Source organism: Flavobacterium sp. CG_23.5, assembly GCF_017875765.1.
GTDB lineage: Bacteria > Bacteroidota > Bacteroidia > Flavobacteriales > Flavobacteriaceae > Flavobacterium.
Map to the genome: position 1 here is coordinate 139,546 of NZ_JAGGNA010000001.1, position 20,322 is coordinate 159,867.

The 20,322-nt window shown below is 32.7% G+C and carries 15 protein-coding genes; 3 read left to right on the plus strand and 12 right to left on the minus strand.

Features of this window, described 5'->3' with window-relative positions; translation table 11 throughout:
• Positions 1–245: 245 nt before the first annotated feature.
• Together H4V97_RS00475 and H4V97_RS00480 are read left to right on the plus strand one after the other, a co-directional pair.
• On the plus strand, positions 246–851 hold the full coding sequence (locus tag H4V97_RS00475; RefSeq protein ID WP_209548636.1) for an REP-associated tyrosine transposase: 606 nt from the start codon (positions 246–248) through the stop codon (positions 849–851).
• A gap of 134 nt (positions 852–985) precedes the next feature.
• Positions 986–1,684, plus strand: a complete 699-nt coding sequence (locus H4V97_RS00480; protein WP_209548637.1) for a pseudouridine synthase — start codon at positions 986–988, stop codon at positions 1,682–1,684.
• A 439-nt stretch (positions 1,685–2,123) separates the two neighbouring features.
• Here H4V97_RS00480 and H4V97_RS00485 read toward each other — a convergent pair whose 3' ends face one another.
• The 12 genes from H4V97_RS00485 to H4V97_RS00540 all read right to left on the minus strand — a co-directional run bounded on the left by H4V97_RS00485 (position 2,124) and on the right by H4V97_RS00540 (position 19,330).
• Positions 2,124–2,603, minus strand: coding sequence for a hypothetical protein (locus tag H4V97_RS00485; RefSeq protein WP_209548638.1), 480 nt, complete (start codon positions 2,601–2,603; stop codon positions 2,124–2,126).
• A gap of 335 nt (positions 2,604–2,938) precedes the next feature.
• The gene (locus H4V97_RS00490; protein WP_209548639.1) at positions 2,939–4,228 is read right to left on the minus strand and encodes a DEAD/DEAH box helicase; all 1,290 of its coding nucleotides are present in this window, start codon (positions 4,226–4,228) and stop codon (positions 2,939–2,941) included.
• Between the two features lie 195 nt (positions 4,229–4,423).
• Positions 4,424–5,284: a neutral zinc metallopeptidase gene (locus H4V97_RS00495; RefSeq protein WP_209548640.1), complete on the minus strand. Its 861-nt coding sequence runs from the start codon at positions 5,282–5,284 to the stop codon at positions 4,424–4,426.
• A 100-nt stretch (positions 5,285–5,384) separates the two neighbouring features.
• Positions 5,385–9,032: a PAS domain S-box protein gene (locus tag H4V97_RS00500; protein WP_317196487.1), complete on the minus strand. Its 3,648-nt coding sequence runs from the start codon at positions 9,030–9,032 to the stop codon at positions 5,385–5,387.
• Between the two features lie 501 nt (positions 9,033–9,533).
• Complete coding sequence (locus H4V97_RS00505) at positions 9,534–10,304, minus strand: hypothetical protein (RefSeq protein ID WP_245345170.1); 771 nt, start codon at positions 10,302–10,304, stop codon at positions 9,534–9,536.
• A 35-nt stretch (positions 10,305–10,339) separates the two neighbouring features.
• On the minus strand, positions 10,340–11,077 hold the full coding sequence (locus H4V97_RS00510; RefSeq protein WP_209548642.1) for a nitroreductase family protein: 738 nt from the start codon (positions 11,075–11,077) through the stop codon (positions 10,340–10,342).
• Positions 11,068–12,396, minus strand: a complete 1,329-nt coding sequence (locus H4V97_RS00515; protein ID WP_209548643.1) for an aldehyde dehydrogenase — start codon at positions 12,394–12,396, stop codon at positions 11,068–11,070. Before H4V97_RS00515 ends, H4V97_RS00510 begins: the two co-directional genes overlap by 10 nt.
• Before the next feature lie 75 nt (positions 12,397–12,471).
• The gene (locus H4V97_RS00520) at positions 12,472–13,161 is read right to left on the minus strand and encodes an RluA family pseudouridine synthase (RefSeq protein WP_209548644.1); all 690 of its coding nucleotides are present in this window, start codon (positions 13,159–13,161) and stop codon (positions 12,472–12,474) included.
• A gap of 7 nt (positions 13,162–13,168) precedes the next feature.
• Positions 13,169–14,599, minus strand: coding sequence for an ArnT family glycosyltransferase (locus H4V97_RS00525; protein WP_209548645.1), 1,431 nt, complete (start codon positions 14,597–14,599; stop codon positions 13,169–13,171).
• 3 nt (positions 14,600–14,602) lie between these two features.
• On the minus strand, positions 14,603–15,373 hold the full coding sequence (locus tag H4V97_RS00530) for a glycosyltransferase (RefSeq protein WP_209548646.1): 771 nt from the start codon (positions 15,371–15,373) through the stop codon (positions 14,603–14,605).
• 65 nt (positions 15,374–15,438) lie between these two features.
• A complete protein-coding gene (gene panB / locus H4V97_RS00535; RefSeq protein WP_196849697.1) occupies positions 15,439–16,257 on the minus strand; it encodes a 3-methyl-2-oxobutanoate hydroxymethyltransferase in 819 nt (272 codons plus the stop codon).
• A 607-nt stretch (positions 16,258–16,864) separates the two neighbouring features.
• Positions 16,865–19,330: a glycoside hydrolase family 3 N-terminal domain-containing protein gene (locus tag H4V97_RS00540; RefSeq protein WP_196849696.1), complete on the minus strand. Its 2,466-nt coding sequence runs from the start codon at positions 19,328–19,330 to the stop codon at positions 16,865–16,867.
• Between the two features lie 162 nt (positions 19,331–19,492).
• Between H4V97_RS00540 and H4V97_RS00545 the strand changes: the two genes are divergently transcribed.
• Entirely contained in the window at positions 19,493–20,239 is a 747-nt protein-coding gene (locus tag H4V97_RS00545) for an NUDIX hydrolase (protein WP_196849695.1), read from the plus strand.
• The last annotated feature ends 83 nt before the right edge of the window (positions 20,240–20,322 follow it).

The window sequence follows — 20,322 nt, forward strand, 5'->3', positions numbered from 1 at the left end:
TTTCGACCGATTTTATTTTGGTTCGTTCTATTTTTATGTCAGTCACAGACTGACGAACGCATCCTCAAAGTCAGAGACTTTTCGGAGCGAGGCGAGTAATTTATAAGTCCGTTACATACTGACGAACGCATCCTCGACTTGGATACTTTGTATCGCGTGAGCGAAAATTTCAGATTTAATGCTCCGCAAAGTCTCCGACTTTGAGGCAGTGATTTTCAGTCTCTGACTGACCCTAAAAAGACAAAATGAAAGATAAAGAAGGATTTATAATTCGAGATCAATCCAAACCGCATTTTATAACTGCGACGGTTGTAGACTGGGTTGATGTTTTTTCTAGAAAAACGTATAAAGATTGTATTATCGAAAGCTTGGATTTTTGCATTAAAAACAAAGGAATGATTTTGTATGGATTTGTAATTATGTCCAATCACATTCATTTAATTATTCAATCAGAAAACAATAAATTATCTGATTTGATTCGGGATTTCAAGAAGTTTACAGCAAAGACTATTTTGAGTAAAATAGAAACTGAGCCAGAAAGTAGAGCCGATTGGATGCTGAAACGTTTTGAATTTGCTTGTAAAAGTCACAGTCGAAATGAAAAATATCAGTTCTGGCAATATGGGAGTCATCCTGAAGAAATTTTTTCAGAAAAGTTCTTTTGGTCGAAATTGGATTATATACATTTGAATCCTGTTCGAGCAGGAATAGTGCATAAAGCTTCTCATTATATATATTCCAGTGCTTCAAATTATGTGGAAGATAGTGGAATTATAGCAATTACAAAAGTTGATAATCCGGTAATTGATGTTTTGAAACCACAATCGATTAGCACTTTTGATAATTGGTGACAAAGGTCGGAGACCTTATTACACATCCTCAAAGTCATAGACTTTGCGGAGCGAGCGAGTAGGGAAGAAAGAAAAGTATAGAAATAAATAAGTCAAAAAGAGATTTCGATAGAAATCTCTTTTATTTTTGCCAGATGTTAGAAATTCTTTACCAAGACGAATATATTATTGCAATTAATAAACCAAGTGGATTATTGGTTCACAAATCATTTTATGCGCGCGATGCAAAAGTGTTTGCTATTCAAGAATTAAGAAATCAAATAGGAGGGCAACACGTTTATCCTATTCGTCGGTTGGATCGCAAAACATCTGGTGTCTTGTTATTTGCGTTGGATGCAGCCGTTTTGAAAATTATGAATGATCGTTTTGCCTCACGCGAAGTCGAGAAAAAATATTTAGCAATTTTACGTGGTTGGTCACCGGAAGAGCTAACGATTGATTATGATTTAACCAATGATGATGGTATTATACAAAATGCTATAACCTATTTTCATCGATTGCAAACTACCGAAATTGAGTTAGAATTTAACAATAAACAAACGTCACGATATTGTTTGGTAGAAGCGATTCCTGAAACGGGGCGAATGCATCAATTGCGAAAACATTTCAAACATATTTTTCACCCCATTTTAGGAAGTCGCCCACATGGTTGTAACAAACAAAATAAATTATGGTTGGAGAATTTTGAACTGAAAGAAATGATGCTTCATGCACATCAGTTAATTTTTAATCATCCAATAACAAATGAACAGCTTATCTTGAATGCAAAGATTAATGAAGAGTTTAGGAGAGTAGGTACTATTCTTAATCTAGATTTGAATACCTATGAATAGAATACTAATTTGTAAAGTAATGCTTTAAATTATTGTTGTATTTTAAAACAACAGTTTTCAGTATAAAGAGGAGTAGATTTCAGATTTTTGATTGACGATTTTTGATTTCAGATTTTTATCGCAACGTTCCACAGAGTCTCTTATTTTGAGGAAGTGACTTTCTATTTATAATCGATTTTTTTTTTTTAATATTTGAATTTTAAGGTCAGTCGGATACTGAAAAAAACATACTCAAAGTCAGAGACTTTGCTTAGCAGGTTTTAAAATTTGCTAAATTGATCATGAAATTGCTAGTGCGAGCGTCCCGCTCGTACCTATTATAAATTTATAGTGATTTACTTTTGTTAGTGTTCACGAGCAGTACACTCGCGCCAGCGGGGGTCAAAACTTACCGAAAACTTAGCAATGAAGTTTTGCGCGCTGTTACAAGTAGTCGCAATTAATTCTTCAATTCGGATATTGAATCAGTAATTTCTTGTTGATTATATTTTCCAGTTAGTATTTTGAAATCACCATTTTTATTAAGAATAACTATTGATGAGCAAGTTTTATCTTTAGGAAAAAAAATGTTGCGAATGATTTCGTTTTTGTCAATATGAATATTATTGTTTTTAGATATTTGATTTCTTCCTATGCAGTCAGAATAAACAAATTCTTTTTTAGCATTTTTTAGATCTACATTTTTATAAAATTCACTCCAATAATCAATTGTTTGAGTAATATTTTTTTCATAATCTAAATCTGAAAAATTTATCGGCGTTATGAAGTTAATAACCAATATATTTTCATCATGCCAATTAAACTCTGTTTCAATAGATTTGATTTCTGTCAATGTAAGTTTAACAAAACGAGGAATTGAATTTTGAGCACTTGATTTTAAACCAAAAAATATAAATAATATTAAAATCCATTTCTTCATTTTGAGTTGTTTTTTTTAGCAATTACAGCTGACTTGCTTGTATGTCTGACAAAACCATACAAAGCCACCCAATTCAGGGTCGATAGGTCTCACAACAGTCATACTATTTATTCCAAATATATTGATTTTTTCTTACAAGTCATCTTGCTATTGTAAATTTATGGGATGAATTTACAAATACTATTATGAAAATTAAAACGCTCTAAATAGCCCCGATAGAAATGAAAAACCTAGTAGGAGCTGGTGTTCAGCTCTTACTAGGTTTGTAATGTATAGCGGGAAATATGTTCTAAAAAAACGAAAATATGCTGCTCCTAAAAAAGAATAAAAATTAATTATCTATTAGAACGTCGGTCATTATTTTGACTTGGACGTCTTGGACCAAAACTATTATTGCTGCTACGGTTTGTAGTGTCTGTTTTTGGTTTTCGCGGAGTTGAATCGCGTTGTTGTCTTCCTTGCCCTTGTTTAATAGGTTCTTTGGAAGCGTTTGGATCTGGCTCAAAACCTTTGATGTTTTCTTTAGGCAAATTCAAACCAACTAATTTTTCTATATCACGTAAAAAAACAGTTTCGTCCGGGCTGAATAAAGAAATAGCTTCTCCATTGGCTCCAGCTCTTCCGGTACGACCAATTCGGTGTACGTAATCTTCGGGAATATTCGGCAATTCAAAATTTATAACATGAGGTAATAATGGAATGTCTAAACCTCTAGCGGCAATATCAGTAGCTACTAAAGCAGTTAGGCTTCCGTCTTTGAAACCCGCTAAAGCTTTGGTTCGTGCACCTTGACCTTTGTTACCGTGAATGGCTGCTGCTTTGATTCCGGCACTAATCATGCTTTCAGTCAGTTTATTAGCACCTTGTTTGGTGCGGGTGAAAACCAAAATTTGTTTCCAGTTCCCTTCGGTAATCAATTTAATTATTAATTCGGTTTTTTTCTCTTTTGCAACAGGATATACGATTTGAGTAATGGCATCCACTGTTGTATTTTCTGGGGTTGCCTCGACATGAACTGGATGGTGCAAAATACCCATTGCTAATTTCTTGATGTCTTTTGAAAAAGTTGCAGAAAACATCAAGTTTTGCCTTTTTGAAGGTAATACTTTCAGGATGCGCTCAATATCTCGTAAAAATCCCATGTCCAACATGCGATCGGCCTCATCTAAAACTAAAATTTCCACTTTGGCAAGTGATATTAAACCTTGATTTTGCAAATCGATTAATCGACCAGGAGTTGCAACTAAAATATCAATTCCTTGGCGCAATAACGCAACTTGTGGTTTTTGGTTTACGCCTCCAAAAATTACGGTACTGCGCAAGTCTAAAAACTCACTGTATTCTTTAATATTGGCATATATTTGAGCTGCCAATTCACGCGTTGGAGTCAATATTAGGGCACGAACGGGTCTGTGACTTAAGTGTTTTCCTTGCGATAATAGTTGTAATATGGGTAGGGTAAAACCGGCTGTTTTTCCTGTTCCTGTTTGTGCGGATGCTAATACATCTTTACCTTCTAAAATGGGTGGTATTGCTTTTTTTTGTATTGGAGAAGGTGTTGTGTATCCTTTTTTGCTGATTGCTTTTAATAAAGCATCATTTAATCCTAATGAGTTGAATGACATAAATGGTGTTTATGAAGCAATCACAATTATGTAGTTTGCTTCTTTAATTGGGCGCAAAGATACTGCTAATTTTTCGATGTACTTTTGATTGCTTGATGTTGTTTATTAAAGTGCGTGTTGTTTCAACCTTTTACAAACGAAAAAAATAGGACTATTTGCCCTATTTTTTTATTTGAAATTTTTTTAAAATAAACTTTATTGTATTTCTGAAAAAGTATTGCCTTGTTTGATATCACCAGTTTCATATCCTTTTTTAAACCAATACATTCTTTGTTTAGAAGTTCCGTGTGTAAAAGAATCAGGAACTACTTGACCTTGCATTTTGGATTGAATGGCATCATCACCTACAGCATTGGCTGCGCTTAGAGCTTCCTCAATGTCTCCAACTTCAAGAACATTATTCGTTTTCTGGTTGCGATTTGTCCAAACGCCGGCATAAAAATCCGCTTGTAATTCTAGTGCAACAGATAATTTATTAGCATCAGCTTCACTTTTGCCTTCTTGGGCTTGTCTCATTTTGGTAGAAGTTCCCAACAAAGTTTGAACATGATGACCAATTTCATGCGCAAGTACATAAGCGATTGCAAAATCACCGCCTTTAGCACCAAATTTTGATTTTAGTTCGTCAAAGAAACCCAGATCTATATATACTTTTTGGTCTTCAGGACAGTAAAATGGACCAGAAGCTGATGAGGCTCCGCCACAAGCTGTTTGAACTCCATCTCTAAAAAGTACTAGTTTTGGATTTTTATAGACTTCACCGTTTTCAGTAAAAATTTTACTCCATACATCTTCATTATCAGCTAAAATTACTCGGACAAATTTACCCATCTCCTCATCTTCTTTACTTAGAGGTATGCCAGATTCCGTTTGTGTAGTTTGGCTACCTTGTAACTGTTCCAAAATAGGGGTCAATTGTTGTGCATTTTGCCCACCAAAAGTATTTAGTAATAGAATTATAATTCCTATAATTCCGCCACCAACAGCGACTTTTCCTCCAGAGAGTGTTCTGCGGTCTTCTACGTTGTCACTTTCTCTTCTTCCTAGCCATTTCATAATATAATGTGTTAAGTGGTTTGTCTTTTCAAAATTACTACTAATTTAGATTGCTTTTTTTAAATAAGATTATATTTTCACAATAATTTAATCTTTATAATCAGTTTGTCCATTTCAAAATGGCGTCTTCAATAATCCCTTTTATTATAGGCTTTGCAATATAGTCATTCATTCCAGCCGCTAAACATTTGTCTTTTTCCTCTTTTTCAGTGCCGGCGGTTGTTGCAATAATAGGAACATTGTAACCGGATTGTAGTTTGCGTATTTCTTTTGTCGCTTCGTACCCATTCATAATTGGCATTTGAATATCCATAAAAATAATATCTGGATTTATAGTTTCAAATTGAAGAAAAGCTTCTTTACCATTTGGAATTTCAAAAATTGTCGCATTAGGAAACAAATTTTTAATGATTGTTTTAAGCAAGAACATGTTAACTGTATTATCCTCCACAAGCATTATTTTTAGCTTTTGATAGTACTTAATCGATTTGGATATAGGCTCTCTAGTTATATCAGGAATGGTAATTTGCTTTATTTCTTCGGAGATTACATCGCTTATTTCTAAATCTAGATAAAAATAAAAGGCGCTTCCAAAATTAAAAGTACTTTCCAATTGTAAATGACTATTCATTAAACCTAATAATTGGTTAGAGATTGTGAGACCTAATCCAGTCCCTCCAAATTTTCTTGTTGTTGAATTATCTTCTTGAGAAAATGCTTTAAATATTTTCTTTTTGTTCTCTTCTAAGATTCCAATTCCTGTATCAATAACGGAAAACAGAATTCTGGCTTTCGAATCATTTGTTTTCTCAACTACAGAAACATTTAATTTTATGGAACCTTTTTCAGTGAATTTTACAGCATTTGATAATAGATTAATTAAGATTTGTTTCAATCGAACATTATCAATCCAAAAATATTCCGGCACATCAGATGCAATGTTCAATTGTAAATCTAAATTTTTTTGATTTGATTCATATAATATCAAATCAGTAATTTGCGCCAATGTTTCCCTTATTTCATTTTTTTCTATAAATAAGTCTAATTTTCCTGCCTCAATTTTGGAAAAATCAAGAATGTCATTGATGATGTCTAATAATGAACTAGCAGATTGATTGATCGTGGTCATGTATTTCTCTTGCGTTTTCCCGAGATTCGTTTTCATCAATAAATCAGTAAAACCAATTATTCCATTTAATGGAGTTCTGATTTCGTGACTCATGTTAGCAAGAAATTCAGATTTCGCCTTATTGGAAGCTTCCGCTAATTCTTTGGCTTTAATAAAAGTTTCGGTTTGTTTTCTTTCCGTGACATCAATGAAAATGCCTTCAATAAACGCGATTTTTCCGTCTTTATAAACGACATCGCCAAATTCTTCTACCCAAACAATGTTTTTATTTTTGTGTTCAATTCGGTATGTTAAATGAAGCGGTCTACCATTTTCAATGGCATTTTGTTGCTCAAGAATAGTTTGTTCTTTATCTTCGGGTACAATCAAATCTATAAATGACAATTTATTTTCTAGAAAATCTGATTTTGGATAACCAGTTAGTTTTCCTATTTCATCATTGATGTATATTTTAGTGGCGTATTGGTCGTGTTTTGACAAATAAACAGTACCAGGAATATTATTAGCCAGTAATCTAAATTTTTCCTCACTTTCATAAATGGCCGTTTCATTGGAGATTCGTTCAATCGATGAAGCAATATTTCTGGCCAAAGTTTGTAAAATATTAACTTCATCTTCATTCCACGTTCTTTCATTTTGCGTGTCATCAAATCCTAAAAAGCCATGAAATTTGTTTTTGACAAAAATCGGAAAAAGAATCAAAGAGGTCACATCTATCGCCTGTAATTTGGTTTGTAATGATTTATTTTCAATTTTTGCAATTATCGCTTCATAAATTTTATTGTTCAGCAGCGGAGTCAATAATTCCTCAAAGTAAGCATGAGGTAAATTTTGTAGCTTTATGTTATTTTGAGTTAATTTAGCATTATCAATAATCCATCTGTATTTTTGACTGATACATTTCGTCTCCGGATTATTTTCATAATAATAGGCCCTGTGAGATTTTGTTGCTTTTCCCATTATAATAAGAACATCAGAAAAAATATCGTTAATGTCATTACTGTTTAGAAATTTTTCGGTGCAAAGTGCCATTGCCGATAGAAGTTCACTCTTGTATTCCAGTTTTTTCTCGGCTTCAAGCCTCATATTTGATAGTATCAATAAAGAAATTATATCAGAAATCGTTCTGGCAAAATTTATATCTTCATTATCCCATTTTTTCTCTTGTCTAGTAGTTTCAAAACAGATTAGTCCTGTTAATTCCCCATTGATAGTAATAGGAATATCGAGCAAAGATTTAATATTATTATCTAAAAAGTAGTTTTCAGTAAATTCTGATATTTCTATTTTGTCGAAAACATCAGTGGCACAAATTTGTTTTTTACTTTTAATTGATTCGAAATAAAGAGGAAAATCTTTACTTTCCAAAACAGTTCCTTTTGAAAATTCATCAATATCAATTGAATATAAAATTTCACATTGTATCGCTTCCTCAGTATAATTCCAATAACTAACTCGATTACATTCAGTAGCTTTTGCAGCGGCTTCAATTATTGATTTTATGCTAGTTTCAAATTTTTCATTTTCATTAAAATTAGTCGTAGATAATTGTTTAATCGTTTTATTATATTCTTCAATTTTTTCTTGACGTATTTTACTTTCGACTTCTATGTCCTTGAACTTGGTAATATCCCTAGCAATGCCTGAAAAGCCAATTATCTTACCTATGTCGTTTCTACGAACAATTACTTTTTGTGAAAGCCACAATTGTTCTCCGTTCTTTTTTATTAGCGGAAATTCAACAGTAGGGAAATGAAGCTCTTTTTTTACTAAATTCTGATAAAAGTCGATTATTTTCTTCGAGTAATCATCTCTAACGAATTCTGAATAATGTCTCGTTAGAATTTCTTTTTTTTCATAACCTATAGATTGAATAGTAAAATCATTTACAAATGTAAAATTACCCTTATCATCAATTTCGAAAATAAAATCAATAGCGTTTTGAATCAAATTTTTATATTGATTCTGAATATGCATTTCATTGGTAACATCTTGTCCAATTCCTATAATTAAATCATTTGAAAATTTTTTGTCTTTCCACTGGATATATTTATAGTCTCCATTTTTGCATTTGAGTCTTCTGGTGAACAATTTATTATCATTGAAATTAATATGATACTTTTCACCATAATATTCAGGATCTTCAGTTAGCTTCCAATAGCCCATTCCCATGACGTCATCGATAGAATACCCTAAAATTGGCTTTATAGTTTCGCTGCAAAACACAATTTCCCCTTTTCTATTTGTAGCAAGAATTAATGAATTTCCATTATTGATGATTTGATTGTTAAATCGGAATTCATCGTTGGTATTTAACCGTAATATGAAGTGAATGTAATTTATAATTAAAATTATTAATGAGTTAATAAATAACGCTAAGACTGTTTTTAGAGGAATTAGTTCAAAAACAGAAATAACAACAAGATAAATAAATACTGTTACAATAAAACCCCAATAAAGTTTTGCAGGTTTTAGAACGGTGTACGAAAAGAAAAAGGCCACGACAAAAGCTACAATGGGAATAATATCACTGGGAGAGACAATTATATTTCTAGAGATAGAACTAAAATATAATAAAAAACATACGATGAAAATTTGTTGAATATTTCTAAAAAACACTTTGGACCTAGTGCTAATAAAGTACAAAACCATTAAAAACACTCCAACGCTACAATTTAGAAAGAAAAAACTTTTAGGTCTTATTTTTAAAAATTCAAAAGCGATTTCTATGATTGTAAGTATAACTCCTAAAAACAAAAGATAAATTTGATATTCCTTATTTTTGGTAATAGCTTTGGTACTTTTTTCTAGTATATTACTTTTTAATCCGGTTCTTATTTTTAAAATTTTGTAAATTAAAAAAATAATTAAAATAGGAATTATAATGCAAAATAAAATTTGGATTACTAGTGGATTAGACATCCAAAATAAAATTATTTTTTTTGGAATAAAGTATAATTGGCTATAGCAGAATACCATAGAAAAATTTAGATTAGGTTTGAAAGATTTGATTCGGGGATCTTATCTTTTTTGGCTAGTAATATATGATTTTTTTACAAAACACAACCTAAAAAAAGTAGGTTGTGTTTTAATAAAAAAAAAATTCAAATTTAAAGTAATTTATTCAAACTCAGTTTCTGAATCTATTCCTATAATAGACACGTAAATCGCGTAATACATAGAATAAATAAAAGGAATGGTAAAAAATATTCCAATGCAACATCCAATGAATCCTACCATGGACGCTATAAAGCTTACAATTAATAATCCCAAGAGAACTAATGGTTGTTTCGAAACGATTATGATACTGGATTTTATGGCCTCTACAGCTTTTAAGTTTCCAAAAATAATTAATGGAATAGTTAAGAAAGTAAGAAATGATACTAGCATTGCAATCAGTGATCCAACAAATTTAATTCCGGAATAATCCAGTATTGAGGATAAAACAGAACTAAATATCGAAATCAGCAAAGTTGAAATAACCAATTCAGCAAAATAAGGCTTTTTATAATATTCGAAAATGGTTGAAACATGGAATTCCTCATCTTTTTGAGCACAGTGGGCCATTTTAATTAATCCCGCAGGGAAAGGACTTAACAGGCAAGTTAACAATACAGCTGAAATAATATATAAAATCATATAAATTCCTGTGAAATTTTCAGTTTTTAGATTATCTAACATTTTTTCGTTTAGTGCCGAAACTCCAAAAGTAAATATTACTATTCCACCAGCTAGAAGTCCTAATATAACTGAGAATACAAAAATCATCAAACCAGCATATAACGCGATTTTTTTATAATTTTCAAAGGCTAGGTTAAAAACGTTTCCAAAATCTATTTGGTATCCATTGGTTTTTATTTCTTCTATTTTTTCTTGTGTAGTTCTCATCATTTAATTTTTGGTTTTTATTGATTAATTTAAATTATTTATATTTTAAAATAGACTTCTTCAAAAGGAATTCTGAAGCGTTCTCCGTATATTCCTTCTTCATCTCTAAGTCCACATCCGATAATCATATTTATTTCAACAGAAGCAGGCAGGTGTAGTATTTTTTTTATTCTAATCGAGTCAAAACCTTCCATTGGACAAGTATCATAATTTAGGGCAGCCATACTTATCATAAAATTTTGTGCGGCAAGTCCGGCGCTTTTATGAGCCACAATCCGCATGTCACTTTGACTTACTTGTCTATAAATGGGCTTAAAAATTCCGATAATATAAAAAGCAAGGAATTTTATCGCGCCTAATATCCCAAAAAAATCAGTGTAAATTGTAGGAATGATTTTCTTATAATAATTCAGCGCAAATTTTTCCCTTTTGGAGTATTCAGTTTCTGGTTTATTTCCAAATTGGGATTTTAAAAATGCAATATTTGATTTCATCCTTTTTCTCCACAAATCTTTTCTAACCACCACAACTAGTAATTGTTGTGCAGTTTTTGCGCCATTTTGATCAAAACTGGCGACTGCTATTTGCTTAATTATGTCTGGTGATACGATATGGTAAAATTCCCAAAGTTGCATATTGCTGCTGGTCGCTGCAAGTGTGGCTAAGTGGATGCAATCTTTTACTTTTTGTTCATCAATAGCTTCGTTTTTAAACACCCGAACGGACCGCCTAAATATTATGGCGTCGCTTACTGACTTTTCATTAATTAAATCCATTTTAATAGTTTTTGAATGGATTTTAATTTGTCATTATATGGTGCATAACGCATTGGTAAATCCAACCAGTTTGCTTTTTTTACAATTCCTTTTTTATGAGAAAAAGTATCGAAACTTAAACTACCATGATACGCACCTATTCCGCTATGGCCAACCCCACCAAAAGGGAGTCTTTTATTAGAAAAATGCACCACAGTATCGTTTATACAACCTCCTCCAAAAGAATAGTGCTTAATTATTTTTTTTGCAAATTTCTTGTCTTCAGTAAATACGTATAATGATAATGGCTTTTCGTATTTAGAAATTATCCTATTTATATCACCTTCATTTTCATAGGAAAGTATTGGTAACAAGGGACCAAAAATTTCATCTTGCATAATCAAAGTGTCTACACTGGATTCGTCAATAAGGGTAGGGGAGATGTAACAATCTTCTATATCAGTTTGACCTCCAAAAATCACTTTGTTTTCCTCTATCATATTCGCTAAACGAAGCCAGTTTTTGGTATTTATAATTCGGGCATAATCTGGGGATGATTTTGGATTTTCGCCATAAGCTTTAGTGATTTCCAATTTCATGAATTCCATAAAATGTCTTTTCATGTCTTTTTGAATCAAAATATAATCGGGTGCGATACAGGTTTGTCCTGCATTGATAAACTTGCCCCAAACGATTCTTTTTGCTGCTAATTTTAAATTTGCAGTATTGTCAATGATACAGGGATTTTTACCTCCTAATTCAAGAGTTACGGGAGTTAAGTTTTCAGCTGCGGCTTTTGCAACGATTTTCCCCACAGGAACACTTCCTGTAAAAAAGATGTAATCCCAGCGCTCTGAAAGCAGTTTTTGAGAAACTTCAAGACCTCCTTGCTTCACTTGTACATGATTAACAGCGAAAGTTTTCTCTATAATTTTTGTGATAATCTCAGAAGTTTTGGGCGTGAGTTCTGAGGGTTTGAGCACCACTTGATTTCCGGCCGCGACAGCTGAAATTAAAGGGCAAAGCGCTAATTGAAACGGATAATTCCAAGGAGCTATAATCAATACTTTGCCGTAAGGTTCTTTATAAATATAATCCGTAGAGGGAAAATTGAGTAGGAATGGAAAAACCTTTTTTGGTCTGGCCCATTTATGTATATTCTTAATGGTATCTTTTAATTCAGAAATCACATAATTAGTTTCTGTGAGCACCGCTTCAAAAGCAGGCTTCTTGAAATCCTGATATAAAGCGTCAATAATTTCATTTTCGTGAGTGATTATGACATTCAGTAACTTAATTAAAGTTTCTTTTCTAGCAGCTATGTTCGTTTTGTAATTCATAGGACACACAATTTATTAAGTGCTATGCAAGTTAATTTTTATAATTTACATAATGAATCATTCTTACAAAAAAAATCATAAAGCGTCCCAAATTGAATCAGAAGGGGTTGGCGCAATAATTTCAATAGTTTCTTTAGAAACGGGATGAATGAAAACTAACTTTTTAGCATGTAAATGTATTCCTCCGTCAGGATTGCTTCGGTCAAAACCGTATTTTAAATCGCCTTTTATCGGTGAACCAATGGCTGAAAGTTGAGCCCGAATTTGATGATGCCTTCCTGTATGAAGATTGATTTCGAGGGCAAAATAATTATTGAGTTCCTTCAATATTTTATAGTCCAAACTGGCTAATTTACTGTCTGGAACTTCCTTTATATGTGCTTTTGAAGTGTTGTTTTTTTCGTTTCTTTTTATGAAATGAACCAATTTATCTTCGTTTTTTTCGGGTTTATTTTTTACAATTGCCCAATATGTTTTTTGCGTTTCACGATTGCTAAATAACTCATTCATGCGGGTCAAAGCCTTACTGGTTCTGGCAAAAACCACGATTCCTGTTGTTGGCCTGTCTAATCTATGGACTACTCCCAGGAATACCTCCCCAGGTTTATTGTATTTGTCTTTTATGTATTCTTTCACAACCTCGCTCAATGGTTTATCTCCCGTTTTGTCCCCTTGTACAATGTCGCCTACGCGTTTATTAACCACAATTAGATGATTGTCTACGTGCAGGATTTGGAGGTTGTCTTTATTGGATATTATTTTCATTACTTACTTAGGGCTTTTGTTTTGATACAAAAATAGAAGTTTTGTAATTGCTTTGGGTTAAAATCAATTGGTCTTTATATTTTTTTGGAATGTCTACCACTTTTTTGGTGGAAATAACAAAAAATATTTTTTTGTTACTAATTAAAACGGAGTCTAGTTCGTTAAATGTTTTCAATGTTTGCGCTTTTCCATTTGAATAAAACTGTCCTGAGTAATTCTTGCTTTCCCAATAATATAAAGGAGTTTCCTTATTTGCTGTTGTGATTTTCAGGTTTTCCAAAAGGTATTTATCGGAATTAATATAATTATCCACTTTTCCAGTTGCAAATAAGCCAATATAAGCGATGAATACAATAAGTGGAAAAATCAATGAAATCCGAATGGCTACTTTTTTGTTTTTATACTCTGGCCACCAATACACCATCAAAAACATAATGGGTATCGTTACCGGAAGGATATAAGTATGAAGAATATTTCTCGAAATTGTGAAGAAAATTGGTGTCCAAAACAGCCATAAAACCAAAAAGGAAACCCATTTGTTTTTAAATATTGTTTGTCTGTTTTTCCATAATTTGAATAATACAATCTGTATCCATGGAAAAGCAAAGGCAATTAGGAACAACCAAATCATTCCGAGAGGCACTGATTTTGGATTTCCATACAAATCTCCTTTCCATCCAGATTCCACAAAACGCTTGTAATGTTCCCCAACAATAAAGTAATCAAGAAAACCTGGCGTTTGTTGTTCTGCAAAATAATACCAAGGAATTGCGATTATCGCTGATATTAAAATGCCCAGCACAATAGAAAATTTAGAAAATAAATCCTTAAATCTATTTTTGTCAAGACAGCACCATAAAAAAAGCGGTGGGAATGTCAATACAATTATTAACGGTCCTTTTGCCAATAGACCTAAACCTAAAGCAACAAAAAAGATATAATTCCAAAATGTTTTTCCCGCACTATTCATTGTTTTCCAAAAAGAAAGCATCATCAGTGTAATACAAAAACCCAAAGCTGTATCTGTCGAAACAACTCCGGTATGAATTAAAAATTCAGGCATTGTCAATAAAATAAAACCTGGTAGATAAAAAGAGACGCCGCTTTTTTTAGCGATTCGTCCGGTTAGTATTATTAGTAAAAGGTTTAAAATAAAAGAAGGCAATCTTGAAGCAAATTCATTGATGCCGAAAACAGCAAAGCTGACCGCGGACATCCAAGTTGATAATGGTGGCTTTGCCCAAAATGGAACACCGTAATCAATTTGTAAAACCACCCATTGATTTGTTTCCCACATTATTCGTGCTATTTCGGCATAACGAGCTTCGGTTTTGTCTAATAACGGAACGGTCGCTGTCAGTAATAATCGAAATAGGATGAGAATAATTACAGAAATATAAAGGATATAGGAATTGTTTTTAAATTTATCTGCAAGCATTGTCTATAGGTTTTGGTTAGAGGGATTGTGTAATAGTCTTTTATATTTTTTATTGATTTGGTACAAATCAGTCCAAAGTGTAAAAAAGTAGGTTGCTTTCACTTTCGAATTTCCTTTTTCGATCCATAATTTTAATGGAACTTCATACATTTTTTGGATTGCTTTTTCTTTGCCATAAATAAGCATCATCCTGAAGAATAATTCAACATCAAAAAGCCATTTTGAAAGGAATTCTTTTTCGAATAAAAGCTTGGAAACGTCTTTTGTGAAAACCTTACAACCGCATTGTGTATCGTACACTTTTAAGTCCAATACCTGTGAAATAAAAGTAGCTATAACTCTACCTATCAAAAATCGACTATTTTCACGCTCAATTGTGGATCCAATTTTTCTTATTCGGGAACCAAAGCAAAATACTACTTCCTCCCGCAAATAGGCTTTAAGTTCCATGAATTCTTCAAGTGAGGTCGCTAAATCAGCATCTAGATACCCAATGAATTGGTAGTTAAAATTTTGGTTGCAATAATTAATACCGGTTCTAACTGCTTCCGCCTTTCCTGAATTTTTCAGCAACGAAACAATATGAACCTGACCCGAATGTTTTTCCTGTAAGAGAGTGAGCTCTTGTAGTGTTTTGTCAGTAGAACCATCATTCACAAAACAAATAATTGCCTCAGGTATAGTATCAAGAAACCTAGAATATTCCTTGGATAAAAGGCCTTTTTCTTCATTATAGCAGGGAATAACTATATAAGTAGTAGGTATTTCGAGCATAATGGGTTTGTATTTATTTTAAGACAAATATAGGCATTGGTTCTTTAAGTTACTTTAATAAATGGTTAATACTGTTCATTAGCATTTGGGAAATCACTTGATTTCACATCAGCAACATACTGACCAATTGCAGTCGTCATTCCTTCGTATAGATTCATATAGCGTCTCAAGAAACGAGGACTAAACTCATTATTCATTCCTAACATATCATGGATTACAAGAACCTGACCGTCAACACCGCCACCAGCTCCAATTCCAATCACTGGAATCGAAATGCTTTGAGCCACTTTTTCGGCTAAATGGGCCGGGATTTTTTCAAGAACTAAGGCAAAACATCCCAGTTTTTCAAGCAATTTAGCGTCTTCCATTAGTTTGTCAGCTTCCTCATCTTCTTTGGCACGAACGGTATAGGTTCCAAATTTATAAATGGATTGTGGGGTTAAACCCAAATGTCCCATAACTGGAATTCCTGCATTTAGAATTTTTTTGATTGACTCTTTTATTTCTTTTCCACCTTCCAGTTTCACCGCATGTCCGCCGCTTTCTTTCATAATTCTAATAGCGGAACGCAAGGCTTCTTTCGGGTCTGACTGATAACTTCCAAAAGGTAAATCAACTACAACCAAAGCTCTTTCGATTGCTCTAACTACTGAAGAAGCATGATAAATCATCTGATCTAGAGTGATAGGTAGAGTCGTTTCGTGACCTGCCATAACATTAGATGCAGAATCGCCCACAAGAATCACATCGATTCCAGCAGTATCAACGATTTTTGCCATGGTATAATCATAAGCAGTAAGCATAGAGATTTTTTCACCATTGGCTTTCATTTCAATCAGTGACTTGGTGGTAATTCTTTTGTAATCTTTTTTTGCGACAGACATAGTTCTATTTTTATGAGTTGTAAAAGTAGTAAAACAAATTCTTATGAAACAATAATTACAAGCCATAATTAGACTCTCAAATTTCTAAATTATCTTTAGAAGTCCTAAATCTTTATAAAATCTTTATATTTTGCGCATTTAAAATTATAAAAAACTTACTACATATCCTTTAACTTTAAACTTATAAATCCCAGCAATCGGAAGCAAATTAAAGGTCAATTTCTGTCTAAATTACAGGAGGTAATTGCAATTGTGATACTTCATTTACCGATAATTTGCAATAATAGAAGATAGTTGCGTTTTTTTTTAATAAGAGTATTTAAAATACGTCTGTTTTATTTTTCGGCCGTAATTTGTGCTATTATAATTGATCTCTATTTTTTGTAAATTCCTAAAATTTACAACATCAAATCGAAGGTATCTTGAGCCCCGCACTATTTAGGTTGTTAAAAAAATGTTGTTGAAATTGAAGAAGTTGCTTTTGTACACCAACCAATCGCAAAATTAGAATTGGAAAGAAAAGTAAAGTAAATAATGGAACAATATTCCATAAAAAAAGGATTCGGTGTAAGTCGAATCCTTTTTTTCTTATTAAAAAAAACAGTAATTAGTTTTTCAAATCTGTAAATTTTAAATCAAGAGCAAAGGCAGGGTTTGTTTTCTCTACAATTTTTTCATTTGCTAGAGAAAATTCGGCTGTTTTTCTGATGTCTAATGATGAGGCGCCAATTAGAACTTTGTATTTTCCAGCTTCAGCAATCCAAGCATTTTTATTTGGAACAAATGAAGCTAGATCTTTTATATTTAATGTTAAAACTATGGTTTGACTTTCTCCAGGTTGCAATAAATTGGTTTTACCAAATGCCTTTAATTCTTCTTTTGGTTTGTCAATTGATTTTGATGGAGCTGAAAGGTATAATTCAACTACTTCTTTACCTGCTGTTTTACCTGTATTTTTAATAGTTACAGAAACCGTCATTTTGTTTGTAAATGAAACTGCACCTAATGTAAGATTAGAATAATCAAATGTTGTATATGATAATCCGTAACCAAATTCATAAGCTGGTTTTACATTAAAAGTATTGAAATAACGGTAGCCAACATAGACGCCTTCTTCATAATTTACGCTCGTTGGATTTTCTGCGGGTGTGCCAATCCAGTTTTTGGCAGATGGAGTGTCTTCATATTTTACTGGGAAAGTCATCGTTAATTTTCCTGAAGGGGTTACTTTTCCTAAAAAAACATCAGCAACAGAATTTCCACCTTCTTGACCGGGTTGCCAAGGCAAAAGAATAGCATCTACTTTTTCTCTCCAACTGGCTGTTTCAATTACACCGCCAATATTTAAAATCACAACTACTTTTTTTCCTTTTGCATGAAAAGCTTCAGCAACATTGTTGATTAAAGTAACCTCATCCGGAGCCAAATTAAAATCGGAATCTTCATTCCTATCAGCTGCTTCACCAGCATTTCTTCCAATGGTAATCAAAGCAAGTTCTGATGAATTCGCTTTCTTGGAAATAATTTCTGTATTCAATTCTAATTCAGGAATTCTTTTTGGGGTTGCCAATAATCCGCCTTCTTTCTCGCGACGAGCCATTTCTTTCGCATTTAGGTCGGCAGTATAGGGTTTATACAATCCTTCTAATTCTGTATCGATTGAAAAACCTGAATTGGTAAGTCCGTCAATTAGTGAAACAGAATAAGCTTCGTTTACATCGCCACTGCCCGTTCCACCGGAAATAAAATCGTAAGATGTATTTCCGAAGACGGCCAAAGGAGATGATTTTGAAGTAAAAGGTAAAACATTATTATTTTTCAATAAAATTATTCCTTCAGCCGCAGCTTGTCTGGTAACGTCAGCATTTTCTTTTAAGTTGGGTTTATCAGAATATTTATACTTGTTCATTGCAGGGGATTTCATAACCAATTCCAGTACTCTTCTTAGATTGATATTAATAACCTCTTTTGATAATTTTCCGTTTTTAATATTTTTTAAAATACTTTGTTGTTGAGCATAAAGTCCGGGCATCAATAAATCGTTTCCAGCGGAAAGTTGTTTTACTACATCACTTACCGCATCTTTTTTAAATGCCGACATGAAGTCGTTATAACCACCAAACCAGTCTGACATAACCAGTCCTTTAAAACCCCATTCTTTACGAAGAACCGTAGTCAATAAATCTTTTCTGGCAGAAGTATAAGTGCCGTTTACTAAATTATAGGATGACATTATGGTCCAAGGATTAGCTTCTTTTACAGTAATTTCAAAACCTCTTAAATAAATTTCACGCATGGCTCTTTCGCTTACATGAGCGTTTATGCCCATACGGTTTCTCTCTTGATTATTAGCTGCGAAGTGTTTGATAGAAGTTCCAACACCATTTGATTGAACTCCATTTACCATTGCAGCAGCAATTTTACCAGCAATTAAAGGATCCTCTGAGTAGTATTCAAAATTTCTACCACATAATGGATTTCTGTGAATATTCATTCCAGGGCCTAATAAAACATCAATTCCGTATTCCTTAACTTCATTACCCATCGCTTTTCCCACATTGTAAATAAGCTTTTCATTCCACGTGGAAGCTAAAGCAGTACCAACAGGAAAAGCCGTCGCATAATAAGTATTGCTGTAATTGTCTCTTACTGGTTTAATACGAACTCCTGCCGGACCATCAGAAACTACAATTGCAGGAATTCCTAATCTTTTTATTTCATAAGTTCCACCTGCAGCTCCGGGTACTTTTCCTTGATAACCGCCAAGAATAGGTCTACAAGTGACTGTGTCAAAACCTGGCATTCCTGTTCCTATTAACATACTAGCTTTTTCTTCATCAGTCATTTTATTGATTAAATCTTGGATTCGATCTTCCATAGAAAGCCGATAATCTTCGTATTTATCCAGTTTTCCATTATTATTGAAATCGGTGAAAGTGAATCCGTTTACGGTAATAGTTGGGTCTTTTTCAATCTTGCCATTTCCTGATTTTGTATTCCAAGAAATTCCTGAAAAAACTAATAAAGAAAGCAGCGAAATCTTTGTGATTTTCTGGATAGAATTGTTTTTCATAAAGTTAGATTTAGTTTTTTGGTTATTTTCATTGCTTCATTATGAAGCAATATTAATTATTATTTTTAATATTTGCAAAAAAAATATCTTTAATACTGTTTTATATAATTAGTAAAGTGATAGTTAAAATCAAATTAGTAGATTTGACAACAATTTAAAGCAATGGAATTAAAAAAAATATTGGAAGAAAAATCAGAAGAATCTTGGGCAAATTATCTACCAAATCTTTCTATTGACTGCGTTATATTTGGTTTTCATGATGCCTCTTTAAAAGTTTTGGTTTTACAAATGAAAGAGCAAAACCTTTGGGCGCTTCCCGGTGGATATATTTTAAAACAAGAAAATATAAACGAAGCTGCCAAAAGAATTTTGAAACAGCGTACAGGTGCCGAAAATATATACCTACAACAATTCAGGGTTTTTGGAGATTTGAATCGTTCCGAAGTATTTTTTGATGATTCCGAGGATACACTTTGGAACAAACAACGTTTTATTTCCATTGGGTTTTATGCTTTGGTCGATTATTCTAAGGTGAATCTAATTGTAGACGAACTTTCGGACGCTTGCGAGTGGAGATCAATTGATGAACTGCCTGACTTTATGATGGATCATCGTGCCATTTTCGATAAAGCACTAATCAAACTTCGCAAGCAGTTAAATGACAAACCGATTGGGTACAATCTGCTTTCGGAAAAATTTACCATGCCCGAACTTCAAAAATTGTATGAAATTATTTTGGGGCAAAAATTAAATCGAGGTAATTTTTATCGAAAAATGTTGCGTTACGATATTCTTATAAAACTGGATGAAAGAAGAAAAGGCGGTGCGCACAAAGCGCCGGATTTATATCAATTTGATTTGGATAAATATGGAAAAGCATTGAAAGAAGGACTAAACAGCGGCTGGTAAAAACAAATAAACCAATTATTTTTATTGAATTTATTTTCATTAAAATCAATGCCCCCGTTTTATTAAATGAAAAAAAGAAGCTC